The sequence below is a fragment of the Oceanihabitans sediminis genome (assembly GCF_003337215.1).
GTDB lineage: Bacteria > Bacteroidota > Bacteroidia > Flavobacteriales > Flavobacteriaceae > Oceanihabitans > Oceanihabitans sediminis.
In genome coordinates this window covers 25,019-44,677 of the sequence record NZ_QPIG01000005.1, presented here as the reverse complement: position 1 = coordinate 44,677, position 19,659 = coordinate 25,019, and the positions used below count along the sequence as shown (strand labels likewise).

Annotated in this window: 16 protein-coding genes and 1 other RNA gene; 5 read left to right on the top strand and 12 right to left on the bottom strand. The window is 32.9% G+C overall.

Annotation, left to right across the window (positions count from 1 at the left end):
- Positions 1-23: 23 nt before the first annotated feature.
- The 6 genes from DU428_RS11585 to DU428_RS11560 all read right to left on the bottom strand — a co-directional run bounded on the left by DU428_RS11585 (position 24) and on the right by DU428_RS11560 (position 7,758).
- The gene (locus tag DU428_RS11585; RefSeq protein WP_072352239.1) at positions 24-713 is read right to left on the bottom strand and encodes an LOG family protein; all 690 of its coding nucleotides are present in this window, start codon (positions 711-713) and stop codon (positions 24-26) included.
- A gap of 125 nt (positions 714-838) precedes the next feature.
- Positions 839-3,676 (bottom strand): excinuclease ABC subunit UvrA, encoded by a 2,838-nt coding sequence (gene uvrA, locus DU428_RS11580; protein WP_113966660.1) that lies wholly within the window; start codon positions 3,674-3,676, stop codon positions 839-841.
- An 85-nt stretch (positions 3,677-3,761) separates the two neighbouring features.
- Positions 3,762-4,535, bottom strand: a complete 774-nt coding sequence (locus tag DU428_RS11575) for a hypothetical protein (RefSeq protein ID WP_072352237.1) — start codon at positions 4,533-4,535, stop codon at positions 3,762-3,764.
- A 12-nt stretch (positions 4,536-4,547) separates the two neighbouring features.
- Positions 4,548-5,444, bottom strand: a complete 897-nt coding sequence (locus DU428_RS11570) for an ATP-grasp domain-containing protein (RefSeq protein WP_072352236.1) — start codon at positions 5,442-5,444, stop codon at positions 4,548-4,550.
- A gap of 18 nt (positions 5,445-5,462) precedes the next feature.
- A complete protein-coding gene (gene ggt, locus DU428_RS11565) occupies positions 5,463-7,151 on the bottom strand; it encodes a gamma-glutamyltransferase (protein ID WP_072352235.1) in 1,689 nt (562 codons plus the stop codon).
- Between the two features lie 10 nt (positions 7,152-7,161).
- On the bottom strand, positions 7,162-7,758 hold the full coding sequence (locus DU428_RS11560; RefSeq protein WP_072352234.1) for an acyl carrier protein phosphodiesterase: 597 nt from the start codon (positions 7,756-7,758) through the stop codon (positions 7,162-7,164).
- 71 nt (positions 7,759-7,829) lie between these two features.
- Here DU428_RS11560 and glmM point away from each other — a divergent pair, with 71 nt between their 5' ends.
- A complete protein-coding gene (gene glmM / locus DU428_RS11555) occupies positions 7,830-9,215 on the top strand; it encodes a phosphoglucosamine mutase (RefSeq protein ID WP_072352233.1) in 1,386 nt (461 codons plus the stop codon).
- Positions 9,216-9,291: 76 nt separating this feature from the next.
- On the opposite strand, the gene DU428_RS11550 is transcribed toward glmM, so the two are convergent.
- The 4 genes from DU428_RS11550 to DU428_RS11535 all read right to left on the bottom strand — a co-directional run bounded on the left by DU428_RS11550 (position 9,292) and on the right by DU428_RS11535 (position 14,519).
- Entirely contained in the window at positions 9,292-9,783 is a 492-nt protein-coding gene (locus DU428_RS11550) for a hypothetical protein (RefSeq protein WP_072352232.1), read from the bottom strand.
- 121 nt (positions 9,784-9,904) lie between these two features.
- A complete protein-coding gene (locus tag DU428_RS11545; RefSeq protein WP_072352231.1) occupies positions 9,905-10,279 on the bottom strand; it encodes a hypothetical protein in 375 nt (124 codons plus the stop codon).
- A 76-nt stretch (positions 10,280-10,355) separates the two neighbouring features.
- Complete coding sequence (locus DU428_RS11540; protein WP_243633529.1) at positions 10,356-12,818, bottom strand: TonB-dependent receptor; 2,463 nt, start codon at positions 12,816-12,818, stop codon at positions 10,356-10,358.
- A gap of 12 nt (positions 12,819-12,830) precedes the next feature.
- Positions 12,831-14,519 carry a M23 family metallopeptidase gene (locus DU428_RS11535; RefSeq protein ID WP_072352230.1) on the bottom strand — a complete coding sequence of 563 codons (1,689 nt, stop codon included), beginning with the start codon at positions 14,517-14,519 and terminating at the stop codon, positions 12,831-12,833.
- Between the two features lie 178 nt (positions 14,520-14,697).
- On the opposite strand from DU428_RS11535, the gene DU428_RS11530 reads away from it, so the two are divergent.
- The 4 genes from DU428_RS11530 to rny all read left to right on the top strand — a co-directional run bounded on the left by DU428_RS11530 (position 14,698) and on the right by rny (position 17,092).
- Positions 14,698-14,988 (top strand): hypothetical protein, encoded by a 291-nt coding sequence (locus DU428_RS11530; protein ID WP_072352229.1) that lies wholly within the window; start codon positions 14,698-14,700, stop codon positions 14,986-14,988.
- Between the two features lie 15 nt (positions 14,989-15,003).
- Positions 15,004-15,297 carry a cell division protein ZapA gene (locus DU428_RS11525; RefSeq protein ID WP_072352228.1) on the top strand — a complete coding sequence of 98 codons (294 nt, stop codon included), beginning with the start codon at positions 15,004-15,006 and terminating at the stop codon, positions 15,295-15,297.
- A gap of 56 nt (positions 15,298-15,353) precedes the next feature.
- Positions 15,354-15,461: non-coding RNA, 6S RNA (gene ssrS, locus DU428_RS11520), on the top strand.
- Positions 15,462-15,517: 56 nt separating this feature from the next.
- Positions 15,518-17,092: a ribonuclease Y gene (gene rny, locus DU428_RS11515; RefSeq protein WP_072352227.1), complete on the top strand. Its 1,575-nt coding sequence runs from the start codon at positions 15,518-15,520 to the stop codon at positions 17,090-17,092.
- Between the two features lie 38 nt (positions 17,093-17,130).
- Here rny and DU428_RS11510 read toward each other — a convergent pair whose 3' ends face one another.
- Entirely contained in the window at positions 17,131-18,279 is a 1,149-nt protein-coding gene (locus DU428_RS11510) for a sensor histidine kinase (RefSeq protein WP_072352226.1), read from the bottom strand.
- A gap of 171 nt (positions 18,280-18,450) precedes the next feature.
- A complete protein-coding gene (locus tag DU428_RS11505) occupies positions 18,451-19,590 on the bottom strand; it encodes a sensor histidine kinase (protein WP_072352302.1) in 1,140 nt (379 codons plus the stop codon).
- Positions 19,591-19,659: the final 69 nt, after the last annotated feature.

Here is a 19,659-nt window from a genome sequence, read left to right as displayed (position 1 = left end):
ATCAGTTTTAAGAAGTTTTTTTCTTAGAAGTTAGGACTGAATCCGTATTCTTTATACCAAGCGTCTAGAATATCTATAACCTCATCTTCTGTATCTACAAGATGGATTAAATCCATATCCTTAGGGCTAATATTGTTGAATTTATCTAATAAGGTAGTTTTTACCCATTCAAATAAACCTTCCCAGAATTCTGTTCCTACAAGAATGATTGGGAATTTTTCAATCTTATTTGTTTGAATTAGAGTGATTGCTTCAAATAATTCGTCTAGGGTCCCGAAACCTCCTGGCATCACAACGAAACCTTGAGAGTATTTTACGAACATTACTTTACGAACGAAAAAGTAATCGAAATCTAAACTTTTATCGTGATCGATATAAGGGTTATCATGTTGCTCAAAAGGTAAGTCGATATTTAAACCAACAGAAGTACCACCTCCAAGATGTGCACCTTTGTTACCTGCTTCCATAATTCCTGGTCCACCTCCGGTGATAACTCCATAACCATGGTCTACAATTTTATTAGCAACTCTTTCTGTTAATTTATAGTATTTATCTTCTGGTTTGGTTCTTGCTGATCCAAAGATGGAAACACAAGGTCCAATTCTGCTTAATTTTTCATAACCATTAACAAATTCTCCCATGATTTTAAAAATCGCCCAAGAATCATTTGTCTTACTTTCATTCCAACCTTTGTGATGTTGTTCTTTTCTCATGTATTTTAGTATTTAATTTTCTGTTTTTTTATATTAATTTTTCGCGCAGCATAAACTGCAGTCAAATTTACTCAACTTGCTAATTTAACTCTTTTTTCAGCACTTTAACAAAAATAGCCGCTGGATTATTTTTGCTTCAGTTCTTTCTTTAAAAATTTAGCTGTGTAACTTGTTTTATGATTTGCAACTTCTTCAGGAGTACCTTCAACGATAATTTCCCCACCATTTTTTCCGCCTTCGTAACCTATATCAATAATATAATCTACGGTTTTAATAACATCTAGATTATGTTCTATAATTAAGACGGTATTTCCTTTGTCAGCTAATTTGTTTAGCACTATCATAAGCACCCTAATGTCTTCAAAATGTAGACCGGTAGTAGGTTCGTCTAGGATATAAAAAGTATTACCTGTGTCGCGTTTACTTAATTCGGTAGCAAGCTTGATACGCTGTGCTTCTCCACCAGAAAGAGTAGTACTTTGTTGTCCTAGGGTGATATAACCTAAACCAACATCTTTGATGGTTTTTAGTTTTTTATGAATCTTCGGAATATGCTCAAAAAACTCTACTGCTTCTGTAATAGTCATGTTTAATACATCACTAATATTTTTTCCTTTGTAACGAATTTCAAGTGTTTCACGATTGAAGCGTTTTCCTTGGCAGGTTTCACATTCCACATAAACATCTGGAAGGAAATTCATTTCTATCACTCGTAATCCGCCACCTTGACAAGTTTCGCAGCGTCCTCCTTTTACGTTAAAACTAAACCTTCCTGGTTTATACCCACGAATCATAGCCTCCGGAATCTTAGCAAAAAGACTTCTAATTTCGTCAAAAGTCTTAGTGTAGGTCGCAGGATTACTTCGTGGAGTTCTACCAATAGGAGATTGGTTTATATCAATTACCTTATCAATATGCTCTAAACCTTTTATGCTTTTGTAAGGCATTGGTTTTTTTACCCCATTGAAATAATAGGCATTTAAAATAGGGTAGAGGGTTTCGTTGATTAGCGTTGATTTTCCACTACCGGAAACTCCCGTGATACCAATCATTTTTCCTAAAGGAAGTTTTACCGAAATGTTTTTTAAGTTATTTCCTGTACAACCTTTAAGCTCTAAGAAGTTACCGTTGCCTTCTCTACGTTTTTTAGGAACCTCAATTTCTTTGGTGCCGTTTAGGTAATCTGCAGTAAGGGTATGTTGTTTTAAAAGTTCTTGTGGCGTTCCTTGGCTAATGATTTCTCCTCCGTATTTTCCAGCTTTCGGACCGATATCAATAACATGATCTGCGCGTTCAATCATGTCTTTATCGTGTTCTACTACAATTACAGAGTTTCCTACATCGCGTAGAGCAATTAAAGAATTTATTAGTTTTTCATTATCTCGTTGGTGCAAGCCAATACTTGGTTCATCTAGAATATAAAGCACCCCAACTAGCTGCGAACCTATTTGTGTTGCAAGTCTAATACGTTGTGCCTCACCACCGGAAAGGGATTTAGAGCTTCGGTTTAAAGAAAGGTAATTTAAACCTACATCTAATAAAAACTGTAATCTTGTTTTGATTTCCTTAATAATTTCTTCGGCAATTTTTAATTGCGTTTTAGAAAGATGATTTTCTAAATCATGAAACCACTCTGATAAATCAATAATATCTTTATTAGCAAGTTCTGCTATATTTAGATTGTTTATTTTGAAGTAAAGAGATTCTTGACGTAAACGAGCACCGTTACATTCGTTGCAGTTTACTTTATCCATATACTCTTTTGCCCAACGTTTTAACGAAGTAGAATCGGCATTTCTGTATTGGCTTTCAATAAAATTGGCAACTCCTTCAAAATCTATTTTATAATCTCTTTTAATTCCTAAGGTCTTGCTATCTACAGTGAATTTTTCATTTCCACCATATAAAATCATTTGTTTAGCTTCCGCAGGAATGGATTTAAACGGATCGCTTAATTTGAAATTATAGCGTTGTGCTATTAGTTCTAATTGCTTAAAAATCCATGAATTCTTTTCTGGACCATGTGGAGCAAGTGCACCATTTTTTATAGAAATAGCATCGTCTGGAATAATTTTATCTTCATTCACTTGGTATAAAGTACCTATTCCGTTGCATTTTGGGCAAGCACCTTTAGGGGAATTGAAAGAAAAGTTATTTGGTTCTGGATTAGGGTATGAGATTCCAGAAGACGGACACATTAGATTTCTACTGAAGAATCGCGTTTCTTGCGAATCCTGATCTAAAACCATTAGAACATCATCACCATGATACATGGCAGTATTGATGGTTTCGGTTAAACGTTTATCGTTATCAACTGTGTCATCAATTTTTAGCCTGTCAATTACAATCTCAATATCATGATTTTTGTATCTGTCTAGTTTCATGCCTTTTACAAGGTCTTTTATTTCGCCATCTGCACGAACTTTTACAAAGCCTTGCTTAGCAATTTGCTCAAATAATTCTCTATAATGTCCTTTTCTAGAACGTACTACAGGAGCAAGAATGTTTATGCGTTTTCCGTTGTAGCTTTCAATGATTAGCGATTTTATTTGCTCATCATTATAGCTCACCATTTTTTCGCCAGTATTATAACTATAAGCATCACTTGCTCTAGCAAATAGCAGACGTAAAAAATCGTAAATTTCTGTTATAGTTCCTACGGTAGATCGTGGTGACTTACTTGTAGTTTTTTGCTCAATAGCAATTACAGGTGAAAGTCCGTCAATTTTATCTACATCCGGACGTTCTAATCCGCCAAGAAACTGTCTTGCATAAGCCGAAAATGTTTCGATATAACGACGCTGCCCCTCTGCATAAATAGTATCAAATGCAAGTGAGGATTTTCCACTACCAGACAAACCAGTGATTACTACTAGTTTTTCTCTAGGAATGGTAACGTCTATGTTCTTTAAATTATGAACACGAGCACCTTGAACTTCAATATTTTCTTCGAATTTGGACATAAATTGGCAAAGTTGCAAAGATAAGGTTTTTACTTGTCTTTTAGAAGTATATTGAAATTGGATTTTTTAGGATGCCTTGCTAGGTTTATTGTGGAATTTCTTCTAAAATTTCTGATTTTGGTGACTGCGTTGTTTTTATATCATCGAGTTCTATTCCTAGAAATAACATTTTATGAAATGTTGGTAATTGCGCCCCAGTTTCTGTGGTTGTCCAATCTGACCAACTAGCTTCTATACCATCAATCGGTAAAATGGATGTCCATAATTTAAAACTAATTGGTTTTCCTTTTTCGTTTAGTTTCCATAAGTAGGAATCTCCAGGAGTAGATCCTCCAGAAGTATAAGTAACTAAAAGTGCATCTTCATGGTTTTCTGTCTTTACGATTTTTCGTTCTGTTCCTGGGTCAAAAACCTTATAGGGTGCTACGAGCCAAAAAGTATCGTTATTAAAGTAATCTAAAGCTTTTTGAATTAGTTGTTTTGCTTCTTCTGTGTTACTTATTTCTACTTCTGCTTGGTAAGCTTTGCTATTTGCGTTGTTTTCTAAATCAAGATGTACCTTGTAATTTTTCCAGTATACTTCGCAGGTGTTTTTGGCTTTATTCCATTTGTAATGATGTCTTTTCTTAAAGGTGAATTCTATATAGTCTGTAGCTTTATATTTTTCATAATCTAAAGCATCTAGCATTTTTGAAGCTAGGATTTCTGCTTGTTCTCCAGAGATTCCTGAAGGTAATTCTTCATTATATTTAAAATAAAGAAAACCAAAAAACAGGAAGCTTGGTAGGGTTAGAAAAACAATAGCTCCTATAATAATTTTTAAAACTTTTTTGATACTTGTTTTTTTCTTTTTCGCCATTTGAAATGCTTTCTATGCTAATTTATTTTTTATTGCTTTTGCTAAAACATCTGCTGCTTCTGGATGTTTTCTAAACCATAATTCAGGCTCAATAAGCTCTAGTTCTGAAAGTGCTATTTTACCATTATTATCTTCAAAAATATCCACTCTAGCGTAGATAGGAGGTTCCGGACAAGCTTGTATGCTGTTTTCTGCAAAGGTAATTTCTTCGGGTGTTGGTGTGTAATTTTGAATACTTCCGCCAAAATCATCTTGTACCCTGAAGTCACCTTCTTTGGCAGTTTTTAATATGGCATGCGTGAATTTTCCGTTAAAAACCATCATGGAAATTTCTCCTTTTTCAACAATATTATATTGAAAGGGCTGCACCATCATTGCTTCTTTTTTTATTAAATCGGCAAAAATACTTTCATGCTCCTTGATATTGTTTTTATGTAGTTTGTAGGTGTGTCTAGCAGCACCAGATACACAAGGTTTTAGTACGGTTTCTTGTAAATTCCATTTCTTATGTAATTCTTCCAAAGTTTCGGTAGCACCTTGTTCAATATAATATGTTTCGGCTATATGGATGCCTTTTTTTTGTAAATCTAAGAGGTAGTGCTTGTCTATATTCCAACGGATAATATTTTCAGAATTTAATAAGATAGTTTCTTTAGAAACTTTCTCTAGCCAAGAGGAAAACTCTTCGAATCGATGAAAATAATCCCAAGTAGCTCTAAATAACGCGTATTTGGTAGATTTAAAATCAAAGTGTGGATCGTCCCAAGCAATGCGTTTTACTTTTAAGTTTTGCTTTTGAAAAGCTTTCACCAGCAATTCATCTTCGTAAAGCACGTTTTTTGCGTAATTATCAATTTCTTCTGGTTGGATATATTCTTTTTGTGTAAGTATTACTAGGTCTAGATTCATGGTTTAGTATATTTTAAATTAAAATCCTGCCGCAGCATCATCACCACGTCTATCTGCTCCTCCTTCTAAAGTATCATTTTCTAAAACAAGAATGGCGTCTACTTGACCAATAACAGGTGAATCTTCTTCGTTAATTGTATATGATTTATCTTTTAATGCTTGAATAGTTTCAGAAGGAAAAGAATTAGGCTCCATACGAATTTCATCTGGCAGCCATTGGTGATGGAAACGAGGTGCATTTACAGCCTCTTGCATTGTCATATCATATTCATGTACATTTAAAATAGTTTGTAAAACCGAAGTGATGATAGTAGATCCTCCAGGAGTACCGACTACCATGTGTAATTTTCCGTTTTTCTCTACGATAGTAGGCGTCATAGAACTTAACATGCGTTTTTCTGGAAGAATACTATTTGCTTCAGCACCAACCAATCCGTATACATTAGGAACACCAGGTTTACTAGAAAAGTCGTCCATTTCATTGTTTAAAAAGAAACCTAATTCGCTACAAAAAAGTTTAGAACCAAAACCGGAATTTAAAGTTGTGGTTACAGCAATGGCATTTCCGAAAGGGTCTACAATAGAGTAGTGGGTAGTTTCATCACTTTCGATGATTTCTACATTTCCATGAGAAACATCTTTAGATTTGGTAGCTTTCTCAAAAGAAAAATCTAGCATTCTGCCTTGTAAATAGGCATCGCTTATTAATTGTTCCTGAGGAACAGTGACAAAATCAGGGTCTCCTAAATAGAAGCTTCTATCTGCATAAGCTCTTCGCTCAGCTTCGGTAATGACTTGTATTGCTCTTTGAGAATTGTGTCCAAGTTCTTTTAAATCATAAGGTTCTATCATTTTCATAATTTGTGCTAAACAAATTCCGCCACTTGAAGGAGGAGACATAGAAATAATATTTAAATCATCATAAGAAAAAGTAATAGGTTTTCTCCATTTAGGTTTGTAGTTAGCTAAATCTTCTTCGGTTATAATCCCGCCATTTTCTTGAATATGATTTGCAAGAATTTTAGCCGTTTTTCCTTTGTAAAATTCTTCCGGACCATTTTGCATAATACGCGTAAGGGTTTCTGCAAGTTTATGGTATTTAATGGTGTCCTTTTCTTTCCATTTTTTAGAAAATAGAAAATCGGATGTATTGGCTTTTTTGAAATCTTCTTGTTTTTCTGCAATACGTAGTTCTTGTTTTTTGGTAACAACAACTCCTTTTTTTGCAAGTTCTATAACCGGTTTCATGATGGTTTCAATAGGTAGTTTTCCAAAGCGTTTATGAGCTTCAAAAGTCCCGGCTACGGTTCCAGGAACACCAACAGCAAGTGCTCCGCGAGTACTTAAATTGGGGATTACATTTCCTAAAGAGTCAAGATACATGTCTTTACTTGCTGCCATTGGAGCTTTTTCTCTGTAGTCTAAAGCACCGATTTCGCCATCTGCTAAACGATATACCATAAATCCGCCACCACCAATATTCCCCGCATAGGGATAGGCTACAGCAAGCGCTAAATCTGTTGCAAGCATGGCATCAAAAGCGTTACCGCCTTGTTTCATGATGTCGCTTCCTATTTTAGAAGCTTCCACGCGAGCAGAAACTACCATTGCTTTTTGTGTAATTAGTCCTGTGGTTTGCTTTTTGGTATTCTCTTTACAGGATAAAAAGGCAATGCTTATTAGTAGTAAAAAAAGGTGTTTTTTCATATTGCTATTTCTATTTTTGAGATTGTAGTTCTTTTAATTTTTCATTAGAAAAAGTGATGAGCTCTTCAAAAAAACTGGTGAATTCTGCTTCAAATTCTTCGTAGTGTTCTTGTAATTCGTTTACGGCTAAATTCATTTTAGAACGACTCTTTGTTCTTCTATTCATTCCTTCTAAAACTTCGGTGATTCCTTCTATGGTAGCATAACTAACTAGCCAGTTTTGTGTAGTCAAATAAGGAAGCATTTTTTGTGTTTTACTTGGGAGTAAATCAAAATTATCTTGTAACAATTGGTAGAAGTTTTCTGCAAATACTTCTAAAGGAATATCGGAATACTTACTCCAATTTTTAGCTAAAAAGTGATCGTAAATAATATCTACTATAACACCAGCGTAATGACTGTAGTTTTTATGTAATTTTTTCGTGCTTTTTCTAAAAGTTTTATGAGCATCGGTAAAGCTATCTATTTGCCTGTGTAGCAGAACTCCGGTTTGTATTTCTTCGGGGTAGGTGTCGTATTTATTACCTCTAATAGCATCGGCAATAAAGTTGCCAATACTAAGCATTTCGTTGTTTCCAGAGAGATAAATATGTGCTAAAAAATTCATTTCGTGAATTTACGAATTACGATTTTAGTTTTACAAATTTCTAATTGTATATTTGTTAAAAATTAAAATTTATGACATTAATAAAATCAATTTCAGGAATTAGAGGAACTATTGGAGGGCAAGTTGGAGAGAACTTAACTCCTATTGACGCAGTGAAATTTGCTGCAGCATACGGTACATGGTTAAAATCGCAACTTAATAAAGAAAATTATAAAGTTGTAGTAGGTAGAGATGCTAGGATTTCTGGTGAAATGATTCAGAATTTGGTTATGAATACTTTAGTAGGATTAGGTATTCACGTTGTAGATTTAGGTTTGTCAACAACTCCAACCGTAGAGGTTGCAGTTCCTATGGAGCATGCAGATGGAGGTATTATTTTAACGGCTAGTCATAATCCTAAACAATGGAATGCATTAAAACTTTTAAATGCTAAAGGAGAATTTTTAAATGGTACTGAAGGAGAAAAGATTTTAGAGATTGCTGAAGCGGATGAAATGGAGTTTTCTGAAGTAGATTTCTTAGGAAAAATAACCAGAAACGATGCGTATATAGATTTGCATATTGACGAGGTTTTAAACTTAGGCCTAGTAAATGTAGACGCTATTAAAGATGCGAAGTTTAAAGTTGTTGTTGACGGAGTAAATTCTACTGGAGGAATTGCAATTCCAGAATTATTAGAAAGATTAGGAGTAGAGCCTGTAAAATTATATTGTGATCCTACAGGACACTTTCCACATAACCCAGAACCTTTAAAAGAGCATTTAACAGACTTGTCTGAAATGGTAGTTAAGGAACGTGCAGATTTTGGTATTGTGGTAGATCCAGATGTAGATAGATTAGCATTTATGGATGAAAATGGTGAAATGTTTGGAGAAGAATACACCTTAGTTGCTTGTGCAGATTATGTGTTAAGTAAAACTCCAGGAAACACCGTGAGTAATATGAGTTCTTCAAGAGCATTACGCGATGTTACTGAAAAGCATGGAGGAACATACGAAGCAAGTGCTGTAGGAGAAGTAAATGTTGTGGAATTAATGAAGAAAAATAAGGCTGTTATTGGTGGAGAAGGTAACGGAGGAATTATTTACCCAGAATTACACTACGGAAGAGATTCTCTTGTAGGTGTTGCATTATTTTTAAGTCTTTTAGCTGAAAAAGAAATGAAAGTAAGCGAGTTACGTAAAACATACACTAGCTACTTTATGAGTAAAAAGAAAATTCAATTAACGCCAGAAATTAATGTAGATGCTATTTTAGAAGCTATGAAATCTCGTTATGCTAATGAAAATATCACTACTATTGATGGGGTAAAAATTGATTTTCCGGAAAACTGGGTACACTTACGTAAGAGTAATACCGAACCAATTATTAGAATATATACAGAAGCAAAATCTCAAGAAGAAGCAGATACTTTAGCTGATAGATTTATTGCTGAAATAGAATCGGTTTCTAAGTAAAAGAAATAGATTCCTAATAAAAAAAAAGCTCCATAGTTTAATTTGGAGCTTTTTTTGTTTATAAGCGCTATGGCAATTAAGCTGCTTGTGCCTTATTCATAATCTTACTTTCAATTTCATTTTTCCATTTTTCTATGAGTTCTGTTTCATTGTTCATTTGGAAGTTTGTATCTACATTATAAAACTCTAAAACCTCCTTAGCTTTACTTGGGTTTTTGTAATTGATAGCTAAGTCTATTGTATCAATTTCTGTTTTATTTTTTAAACTAGTGCTAGTTATGATTACTTCGCACTTTGCAACTGTGCTTAAGTCTAGAATAGTTTCATTATGCGTATCGTCAATTATTTTAGAGTAAATAAGTTTGTTTGCTTTTTCGTCTATTGCAATTGCATAATAAGTTCCCCAGAATTCAGGTTCTGTGATTTTTAAATTATTTTTCGCAGCTAAATCAATAAAAACTTTTTTAGATTTTTTCATTTGCTTTTTTTGAGTTGCTTGTATTAAAATTATTGCTAGAGCTATAATAAGAGCTATTGCAATTCCTATGAATGTGCTTGTTGTATCCATTTTAAATGTTTTTTATTTGTTATAGAGTGTTTGTCTCTTGATGTAAAAATCAAGAAATAGAAATGTGTTTGTTTCCATTCTTTAAGAAAGGAAGCCAAATCAGTAAATAAAAAACGGTATACTATAGAAAACTATGGAAAGGGTATAGGAGTGTAGCCTTATCTAATCCAGGGTAAATATTCTTACTACTGCTTAAATATTGCTTGTCTTTATTTGTAGTATAAGATTCAGCATGTATAGTAAGCAGGAAAACATCTTTAAAGTCTTTGTTTTGAAAGCCTATAAAATTATCTGCTGTTTTACTTAATTCCGGTTCTAAATCTGGAAAAACAGATAATACTGGAGTTTTAACTTCAGAAAGATTAGCAGATACTTCTTGTTGTGTATCTTCATCTAAAACGGAAGAAATTAGATAATCTTGAATAGGAAAACCAATGCTAAAACTATAGGCTATTAGCAGGAAGAAAGTTATAATATTTCTAAACTTTTGGTTCACTTACTTTAAAGAATAATATTGTTTGAATGTATATATAAAATTACATGTATTTTGAATTGGTATTTCAAAAAATATGTTAAAACTTCATACTTAATCTAACATTAAAAACCCTTGGGGTTAAGTAGTTTGGAATTGCATATTGACGCTTGGTATAAACATCTCTAACCCATGTGTTTGTAATGGAGTTTTGTACGTCAAAAACATTATAGATTTCAAACCCTAAAGCTAATTCTTCAAAAGATTTTCTCCATCCGGAATTAAATTGCTTATTAGTATCTACTATAACGTATTGTAAACCTAAATCGGCACGTTTATAATCTGGTAATCGGTTTTGATATACATATGGGTCTGCATAACTAGGAGAGCCTCCTGGAAGTCCTGTGTTATAAACAAGGTTCAGGTACATTTTGAAATCTGGCATGTTAGGAATATAGTCCTGAAACAAAGCCGCAAATTTTAATCGTTGATCGGTTGGTCTTGCAATATATCCGCGATCATCTATATTTTCTTCTGTTTTAAGGTAGCCAAAACTAAACCAAGATTCTGTTCCTGGAACAAACTCACCGTTTAAGCGTAAGTCTAATCCGTATGCATAAGCTTCGGCATTATTATCTGCTCTGTAGCGTATTCTAACATTTTCAACAGTATATGGATTTACATCTTGTAGTTTTTTATAATAAGCTTCGGTAGTTAGCTTAAATGGTCTATCCCACATTTGGAAGCTATAATCGTTACCTAATACAAAATGAATAGATTGTTGTGCTTTTACTTCTGGTTGTACTGTTCCATTTTGGTCGCGTAATTCTCTGTAAAAAGGAGGTTGGTAATAGTATCCAGTTCCGAACCTAAAAAGCATGTCTTTTTCCCAATTTGGTTTGATAGCAAACTGTGCTCTAGGGCTAAAAACGGTTTGCGAATTACTTTCTATTCCGTCACCTTCAACCTTCCAATTATGAGCTCTTACACCTAGATTGTACCAAACATCATGTTCGCCAATATTACTTCTTTTACTCCATTGTAAATAAGCTTGAATTCTATTGATAGCTGTATTATTGGTAGCTCTTACGTTTTGATAAGCTGTTATAGGGTATTCATTTGGCTGATATGGCTGCTGATTGAATTGCTCTAGATTAGGTGGATTTATTGAAAACCCGGCAGAATCAATTACTTCCCATTCAACTAATCTGTCGCGAATATCTTCGTTAGTATATTTAACAGACCACTCAAAATTGTTATCGTTTATTTTATAATCTCCTTTATGTTCAATGGTGGTAATAAGTGCATCTAAATCGTTTCTACCGTGATTTAATTGTCCGCCAATACCTTCACTAAATTCTACTTCACCAAGGTCTTCATCACCAATATTGGTGTTCACTTCTCCTAATCTATATTGAGCTAAAATATCGAAATACTCTTCCTCTGTAGTATGGTAGGTAGAAGCTACAAGATTTAAATTTAAATTCTCATGAACTTTATAACTTCCTTGTATTGCGCCAAAAAGTGTTTGGTATGCATCTTTTTCTTGTCCTTCGTAAAAAACTAATAAAGCGATGGGATCTGATAGTGTACCAAAGTTTGTTTGTCGAGTTTTTGGCTCGTAATTATATTTATTAAGCGAAGCATTTCCTAAGAAACTCAAGCTAAACTTATCTGTGAACTTATAGGTGATGTACGATTGCACATCTAGAAATTTAGGATCGTAATTAGTTTCTGTTTCTTTAGCATTAACCAATAAACTGTTATCCCTGTAACGAACTCCAACAATACCTGTTAATTTTGAATTATCGCTAACTCCTTCGACAGAAAGACTTCCGCCTAGTAAACTCATATCTGCGGAAACTCCAAAATCGGTAGGTGTTCTATAAGTGATATCTAAAACAGAAGAAAGTTTGTCTCCGTATTTCGCTTGAAAACCTCCAGCCGAAAAATCTACATTCTGCACTAAATCGGTATTCACAAAACTAAGTCCTTCCTGTTGTCCTGAACGAATTAAGAACGGTCTATATACTTCAATTCCATTAACATAAACTAGGTTTTCATCGTAATTTCCACCACGAACAGAGTACTGCGTACTTAGTTCATTATTGCTACTTACTCCAGGAAGTGTTTTTAATAAATTTTCAACTCCAGCATTAGCACTTGGTATTTTTCTAATTGTTGCAGGGTTTAGGGTTACAATTCCTTCTACGTCCTTTCGTTTTCTACCGGAAATAACAACGGTTGCTATTTGCTCGATATTGGTTTGTAACACCGGATTGAACTCTAATTCTTCTCCGTTTTCTAAATGAAATGTTGCAGTTGTTTGTTTTAAGGAAATATGCGAAAAAGTAACTCTTACATCTTTATTTGCCGGTATTTTTAAAAGGTAAAAACCGTTTTCATTGGTAGTTGTTCCAAGATTATCGGCTATAATATTTACGTTTTCTACAGGTTTATTGAATTCGTCTAGAATGACTCCTCTTAAAGTTCCTGTTTGTGCTAACACAAAAAAGGGAAGCAGTAAAAAAAGCGGCGTTAAGAATTGCAGTTTATTATTCAAGATAGTTCTTTTTTATTTTCGGTAAAACATCGTTTCAAAAGTAGAATTATTTCCAACATTATCTGTAACAATTACTTTTAAAATATTTTTTGTTTCTATGGAAACCGCATCATTGAAGTCGTAAGTTAATGTTTTTGTTTTATAATCGTATTCGGTAAGAATCCATTTTCCGTTAATAGTTGCTCTATAATTAGAGATTCCCGACTCTTTATCTTCAATTTTTATTTTTAAGAAACGATACTTGCTCAGCCATTTTCCTTTGGTAAAGTTAATAGGCGTTATGGTTGGTGGAGTAGTGTCTACTGCCAAAGCATATTTTCCTAAAGTTCTAGTGCTTGTGGTTAAAATACTTCCTCTTCGTTTGGTGTTGGAGTAAAGTGGATAATCATTATAGCCAACCAGTCTTGCAATATAAAGTTTGTTTATATCTTCTGTTTTGTAGCCGCTTAAATTATAGCTAATATCAAAATACTTCATTGCAGGAATAATGTCTTTATGAAGTGTTAAAGTATCATTCTTCACATTAAAATCTATAAAGAAATCGTCGTAAAATGTATTCCTTGGAATATCGACACTCACACGATCTAATTTTAAACTTTGTTCTTGATTAGCGAAAATATAATATGGCGAAGTTTTCTCATCTGCAGGTTCTACAACATCGGTTTTAACTCCTTTGATGTTTATTTGAAGCCAAGCCTCATTGTTTTTTAAATCGCTTACACGTACTTTATAAACGGAAGAAGTGCTGTCTTCTACAACTACATATCCGTCATCTACCACGTTTTTATACATACTTAACGGATTGTTAGGTTGAACAAATAACTTTTGAAGTCTTTGCTTTTTGGTTTGATAATGTTCGTAATCAATTAATCTATTGAGATGTCTGGTTTCACTAAAAGAGAAGCGCTTGAAATCCAATTCGAATAATAAATTACCATTAAATCGGGTCTGAATATTATATACGCCATTTTTATTGGCAGCCAAATCTTGTCTATCTATGGATGCTATTGCAAAACCTATTTTTCCGTAAGCTTCAATATTTTCAACGGTATAGCCTCCGTTTCTATCATCAATCAATCGTAGTTTCTGTTTGTTTCTAGATTTATTTACGTGAGCATCTTTTCCAATAGGATAAGCATAAACCTCAGTAATAATTGGTTTTGTAGTATCCTTAATGTCCAGACCAAAAAGTAATGGATTCATTGGTCTTTCTTGGTTATCTCTAATTTCAAAATGTAAATGCGGACCTCCAGAACCTCCAGTATTTCCGGAATAAGCAATTACCTCCTCTTTATTTACTGTGATTTCATCTGAGTTCGGGAATAATTCAATTTCAAAAGATTCTTCTTCATATTGTCGCTTTTTTACATAAGCTTCAATCTCATCGGAAAACTTTTGTAAGTGACCATAAACAGTAGTGTAACCGTTGGGATGAGTTATATATAAAGCTTTTCCATAGCCAAAATGAGAAATTTTAATTCTACTTACATAGCCTTCAGCAGAAGCATAAACTTTTAAGCCTTGGCGTTGTTGCGTTTTAATATCTAATCCAGAGTGGAAATGATTAGAACGTAGTTCTCCAAAAGTTCCAGATGCAATAAGTGTGATGTCTAGAGGAGGAGCAAAATAATCTGTTGGGTATTTCTCCTGAGCAAAACTTAAAGAAGTAGAATAAAACAGTAAAATAAATAGAATTCTCATAATATTATGTTCTCCTGCGAATGTATTAATTTGCTATAAATCTACAAACTTTATAGCAATTTCTGAGCCATTGTATTGATAGCTAATGTTTTTACTTTTTTTTTGATTTTAATAGAAAAAATTATTGCTATTTAACTTTAGGTATGTTAACTTTGTGATATAAGTACTGAATTTGTAAATGAGTCATATTGAAGATATTGTAGATGCTTTAGAGAAAAAAATTAGCAAAGTATTGCAAAAACAAAGAGATTTGGAGCAAGCTAATAGAAAACTACAAGAGGCTTTACATTCATCTAATCAGGAGCTTCAAGAAAAAGAACAGCTTTTAGTTGTTTGGCAAGATAAATACGAAGCGCTCAAATTAGCAAATTCTATGCTTGGCAGTGATGATAATAAAAGAGAAACAAAGCTTAAAATAAATGCATTAATAAGAGAAATAGATCATTGTATCGCACAACTCTCTGATTAATACCAAACAATTATCATGGCAGAACAGCTTAAAATAAAGCTATCTATAGCAAATAGGGTTTACCCATTAAACATTCATCCGAAGCAGGAGGAAGGTTTGCGTAAAGCAGCTAAGAAGATTGATGCTATGATTACACAATTTGAGCAAAGTTATTCCGTTAAAGATAAACAAGATGTATTAGCCATGTGTGCTTTGCAATTTGCGTCTCAAACAGAACAACAAATTATAGATAAGGAAAATTTGAATGAACAAGTAGAGGAGAAGCTTCGCGCTTTGAATGAAGTTTTAGATGTACATTTAGATTCTTAATACGTTCTTTAAATAAAATAAAGGTTACTGCCTGCATTGGTTATTTTTTTTGATAAACTCAACGTTAATTCTTTAAAAAGGGTGAGTTTAAGTTGTAAAAGCGAGCTGTCTTAGAACAGATACTTGATCAGCTTGTTAGCCCTAAACTTGTTTTTAAGGAGTTTATACAAAACTTTATACTGGTGTAGGCTTTTTTATATAATAAAACTAAATAACTAACATGGATAACCCAATTATACTAACTATACTAGGAATAGTAATAGGACTTATTATAGGATACATAATTTCTAAAATACTAGAAAAAAAGAATGCATCTAAAATAATTAAAAATGCTAAAAAATCTGCAGCTTCCATCCTTAAAGAAGCTAAAAGTGAAGGAGAGTCAATTAAAAAAGACAAAATTCTTCAAGCAAAAGAAAAATTTATTGAATTAAAATCAGAGCACGAAAAAGTTATTTTCTCTAGAGACAAAAAAATGTCTGATGCAGAGAAACGTATTCGTGATAAAGAATCTCAAGTATCTAGTGAACTTTCAAAAGCTAAGAAAAACAACGCTGAAATTGAAGCTAAGATCAAAGACTACGATTATAGATTAGATATCATAGAGAAAAAGCAAGAAGAAGTAGATAGATTACATAGAAGCCAAATAGAGCAGCTAGAAGTTATCTCTAGTCTTTCAGCAGAAGAAGCTAAGCAACAGTTAGTAGAATCTTTAAGAGGCGAAGCAAAGAATGAAGCTATGGCTTTTGTACAAAGCACTCTTGAAGAGGCGAAAATGACTGCACAACAAGAAGCTAAAAAGATTATAATTAACACTATTCAACGCATTGGAACAGAAGAGGCAGTAGATAACTGTGTATCGGTTTTCAATATTGAATCAGATGATGTTAAAGGTAGAATTATTGGTAGAGAAGGAAGAAATATTCGTGCCATTGAAGCTGCTACAGGAGTAGAGATTATTGTAGATGATACACCAGAAGCAATTATTCTTTCTTGTTTTGACTCTGTAAGAAGAGAGGTAGCTAGATTATCTTTACATAAATTAGTTACAGATGGTAGAATTCACCCTGCAAGAATTGAAGAAGTAGTTAGAAAAACACAAAAGCAAATTGAGCAGGAGATTATTGAAGTAGGTAAACGTACTGTTATAGACTTAGGTATTCACAACTTACACCCAGAGTTAATTAAAATGGTAGGTAGAATGAAATATCGTTCTTCTTACGGACAAAACCTTTTACAACACTCAAGAGAAGTTGCAAAGCTTTGTGGTGTAATGGCAGCAGAATTAGGTTTAAACCCTAAGTTAGCAAAAAGAGCTGGGCTATTACATGATATAGGAAAAGTGCCAGATGCAGAAGCAGATATGGAAACACCACACGCAATACTTGGTATGCAATGGGCAGAGAAGTTTGGTGAAAAAGAAGATGTAATTAATGCTATTGGAGCCCACCATGATGAAATTGAAATGACCTCATTACTTTCTCCTATTGTTCAGGTTTGTGATGCTATTTCAGGAGCAAGACCAGGAGCAAGAAGACAGGTTTTAGATAGCTATATTCAACGTTTAAAAGATTTAGAAGATATTGCTTTTGGATTCCAAGGAGTGAAGAAAGCATACGCTATTCAAGCTGGTAGAGAATTAAGAGTAATAGTTGAAAGTGAAAAGGTTTCAGATCAGAATGCTTCTGACTTATCATTTAATATCTCACAAAAGATTCAAACGGATATGACTTATCCAGGACAAGTAAAAGTTACAGTAATTCGTGAAACAAGAGCTGTAAATATTGCGAAATAAGAATAAAACTTTAAGTACCAAAAAAGTCTAGCAATTAGCTAGACTTTTTTGTTTGGTAACTTTATAGTGAATGTAGATCCTACATTCACAGTACTATCTACTTCTATGGAACCATTAAAGGCTTCAATTTGATTTTTTGTTAAATAAAGGCCAACACCTTCGGCATCTTCATTTTGATGAAAGGTTCTATATAATTCAAATATTTCATTACCAAACTTATCTAAATCTATTCCTAGACCATTATCCTTAAAAGTTAGGATTATATGTTCTTCAGTGACTTTAGATTCAATATGTATGATTGGAGATCTACTTGGATGTTTATATTTAATGGCATTTGAAAGTAGATTCTGAATGATACTTCCCATATAATCTGCGTTAAAATCTAAAAATATTTCACTATCTACTTCATTATGTATGATGCTATTTGTCTTTTTAATTTTTATAGTTAGAAGACCAATGGCATTGTCAATAAAACTTTTAAGGTGAATACATTCAATATTATCGTTTTTAGATGTACTTACCGTAACAATACCCCTTAAACTAGTAATAGTTTTTGTTAATGATTTATTTACCGTTTTTAATATGGCAATAAGTTCATCTTTTTCAAGTTCATCTTTGGCATCATCATAAAAGTCTAAAAGGCTGTCAAAGTTTGCAGTATGCGATTTTAAGTTATGAATTACCATAAGTGAAAAGTTTTTAAGCTTTTCATTCTGATTTTCTATAATTAACTGTTTACTTTCTATATTCGCTTCTTGTTTTTTCTGTTCATTTATATCTATAAGAGTACCAATAACGCGTATGTGATTTCCATCTTTATCACGTTCAACTACTTTTCCAGTATCTTTTACCCACTTGTAGCTTCCGTCTTTAGATAAAATTCTATGCTCACTTGTGTAGGTTTGCGTCTCGCCATTAAAGTGTTGCACTACCTTTTCAGTTACTTTATTTACATCTTCAGGGTGTATTTTTTCGTGCCAATTATAGGTTACTTTATCGTCTTCTACTTCCTCTATACCTAATATTCTTTTAGCTTCAACGGAGTGTACTACAGTATTGTCTATTGCGTTATAATCCCATACACCTATGTTAGAGTTTTCTAAAGCAAATTTTGAAATGAAATCGTCAATTTTAAATTTCGTTTTAAAGTTTAATACTTTAGAGTAAAACTTCTTCTTTTTAGTCATAAAATTACTTCGTTGATTTAGGGTGCGGAAAATTAAAATATTTTTATTTTAAAAATCAATATAGATAAATTTATTTGTTTTAACAGATGAAAGGCAGAAATATACGATAAAATGAGTTTTTGGTAAGAATTTTATGTAATAGTTACTAGGTGTAAATAAGCTATTAGAAATTTACATTTTTGTGTTTTTAATTTTAATATGGAACGTCGTGCCTTCACCTACAACGCTTGAAACAGTAATTTCACCTCCAAAAGTTTCAATTTGATTTTTGATGAGATAGAGTCCAACACCTTCAGAGTCTTCGTTGTAATGAAAGGTTTTATATAGTCCAAAGACATCCTTTCCAAATTTATCAAGATCTATTCCACGTCCATTATCTGATACAGATAAGTTTATGAAATTCTTTTCAAAAGTATTGTTTATAGTAATTATAGGATCTCTGTCGGGATGTCTGTATTTAATTGCATTAGTCAAAAGGTTTTGAATAATACTTTCAAAATAGGAGCAATTATAATAAATATATAGTCGTGGATCTAGGTTGTTGTGTATGGTTGCTTTGTTTTCAGAAATAACAAAATCTAAAGAGTTTAAAATATCATCTACCTCTTTAGCAATATATATTTTACCTGTTTTTTTGTTTTTTTCGGATTGAACAGACACTACTTGGTTTAAGTTTGTAATAGTTTTGGTTAGAGATTCGGATACTGTTTTTAGATGGGTTATTAGTTCGTTTTTTTCTTCTTCTGTTTCGGCTTCTTTATAGAAGTTTAATAAGCTTTCAAAGTTCCCTGCATGTTGTTTTAGGTTATGTGTAACAATATGAGCAAAGTTTCGAAGTTTATTGTTTTGTTCCGTAGCAAGGTTTAAAGCTTTTATTGTTTTGTCTTTTGCTATATGTGAGTTGGATATATCTGTTACGGTTCCAATAATTTTTTTTGGTTTTCCACATTCAAACCATGTAATTACTATTCCTCTATCTAGTATCCATTTGTAAGTATCGTTCTTACACTTTATTCTATATTCACACTGGAATATAGGTGTGATTCCGTCTAAGTGTTTTTTAAGTGTTTTTAGGTAATTTTGTTTGTCATTAGGATGTACTCGAATGTTCCAATCTTCAAGCTTATTACCAAAATCTTCATCGGTTTCAAAACCAATTATTTTTTTTGTGATGCTGGAAAGAAATATTTCGTTATCAGATGTGTTTAATTCCCATACGCCTATATCACTATAATCTAACCCAGCCTTCCACTTTGTTTCATCTAAGAACTTAAGAGCATTGTTATGTAATCCCTGATTGTTGTCAGTCATAGAATTCTTCATATTTTCGTTCTAGGGATTAAGGGGCAATATATAAGTCAGTTATGACTTACACAATAT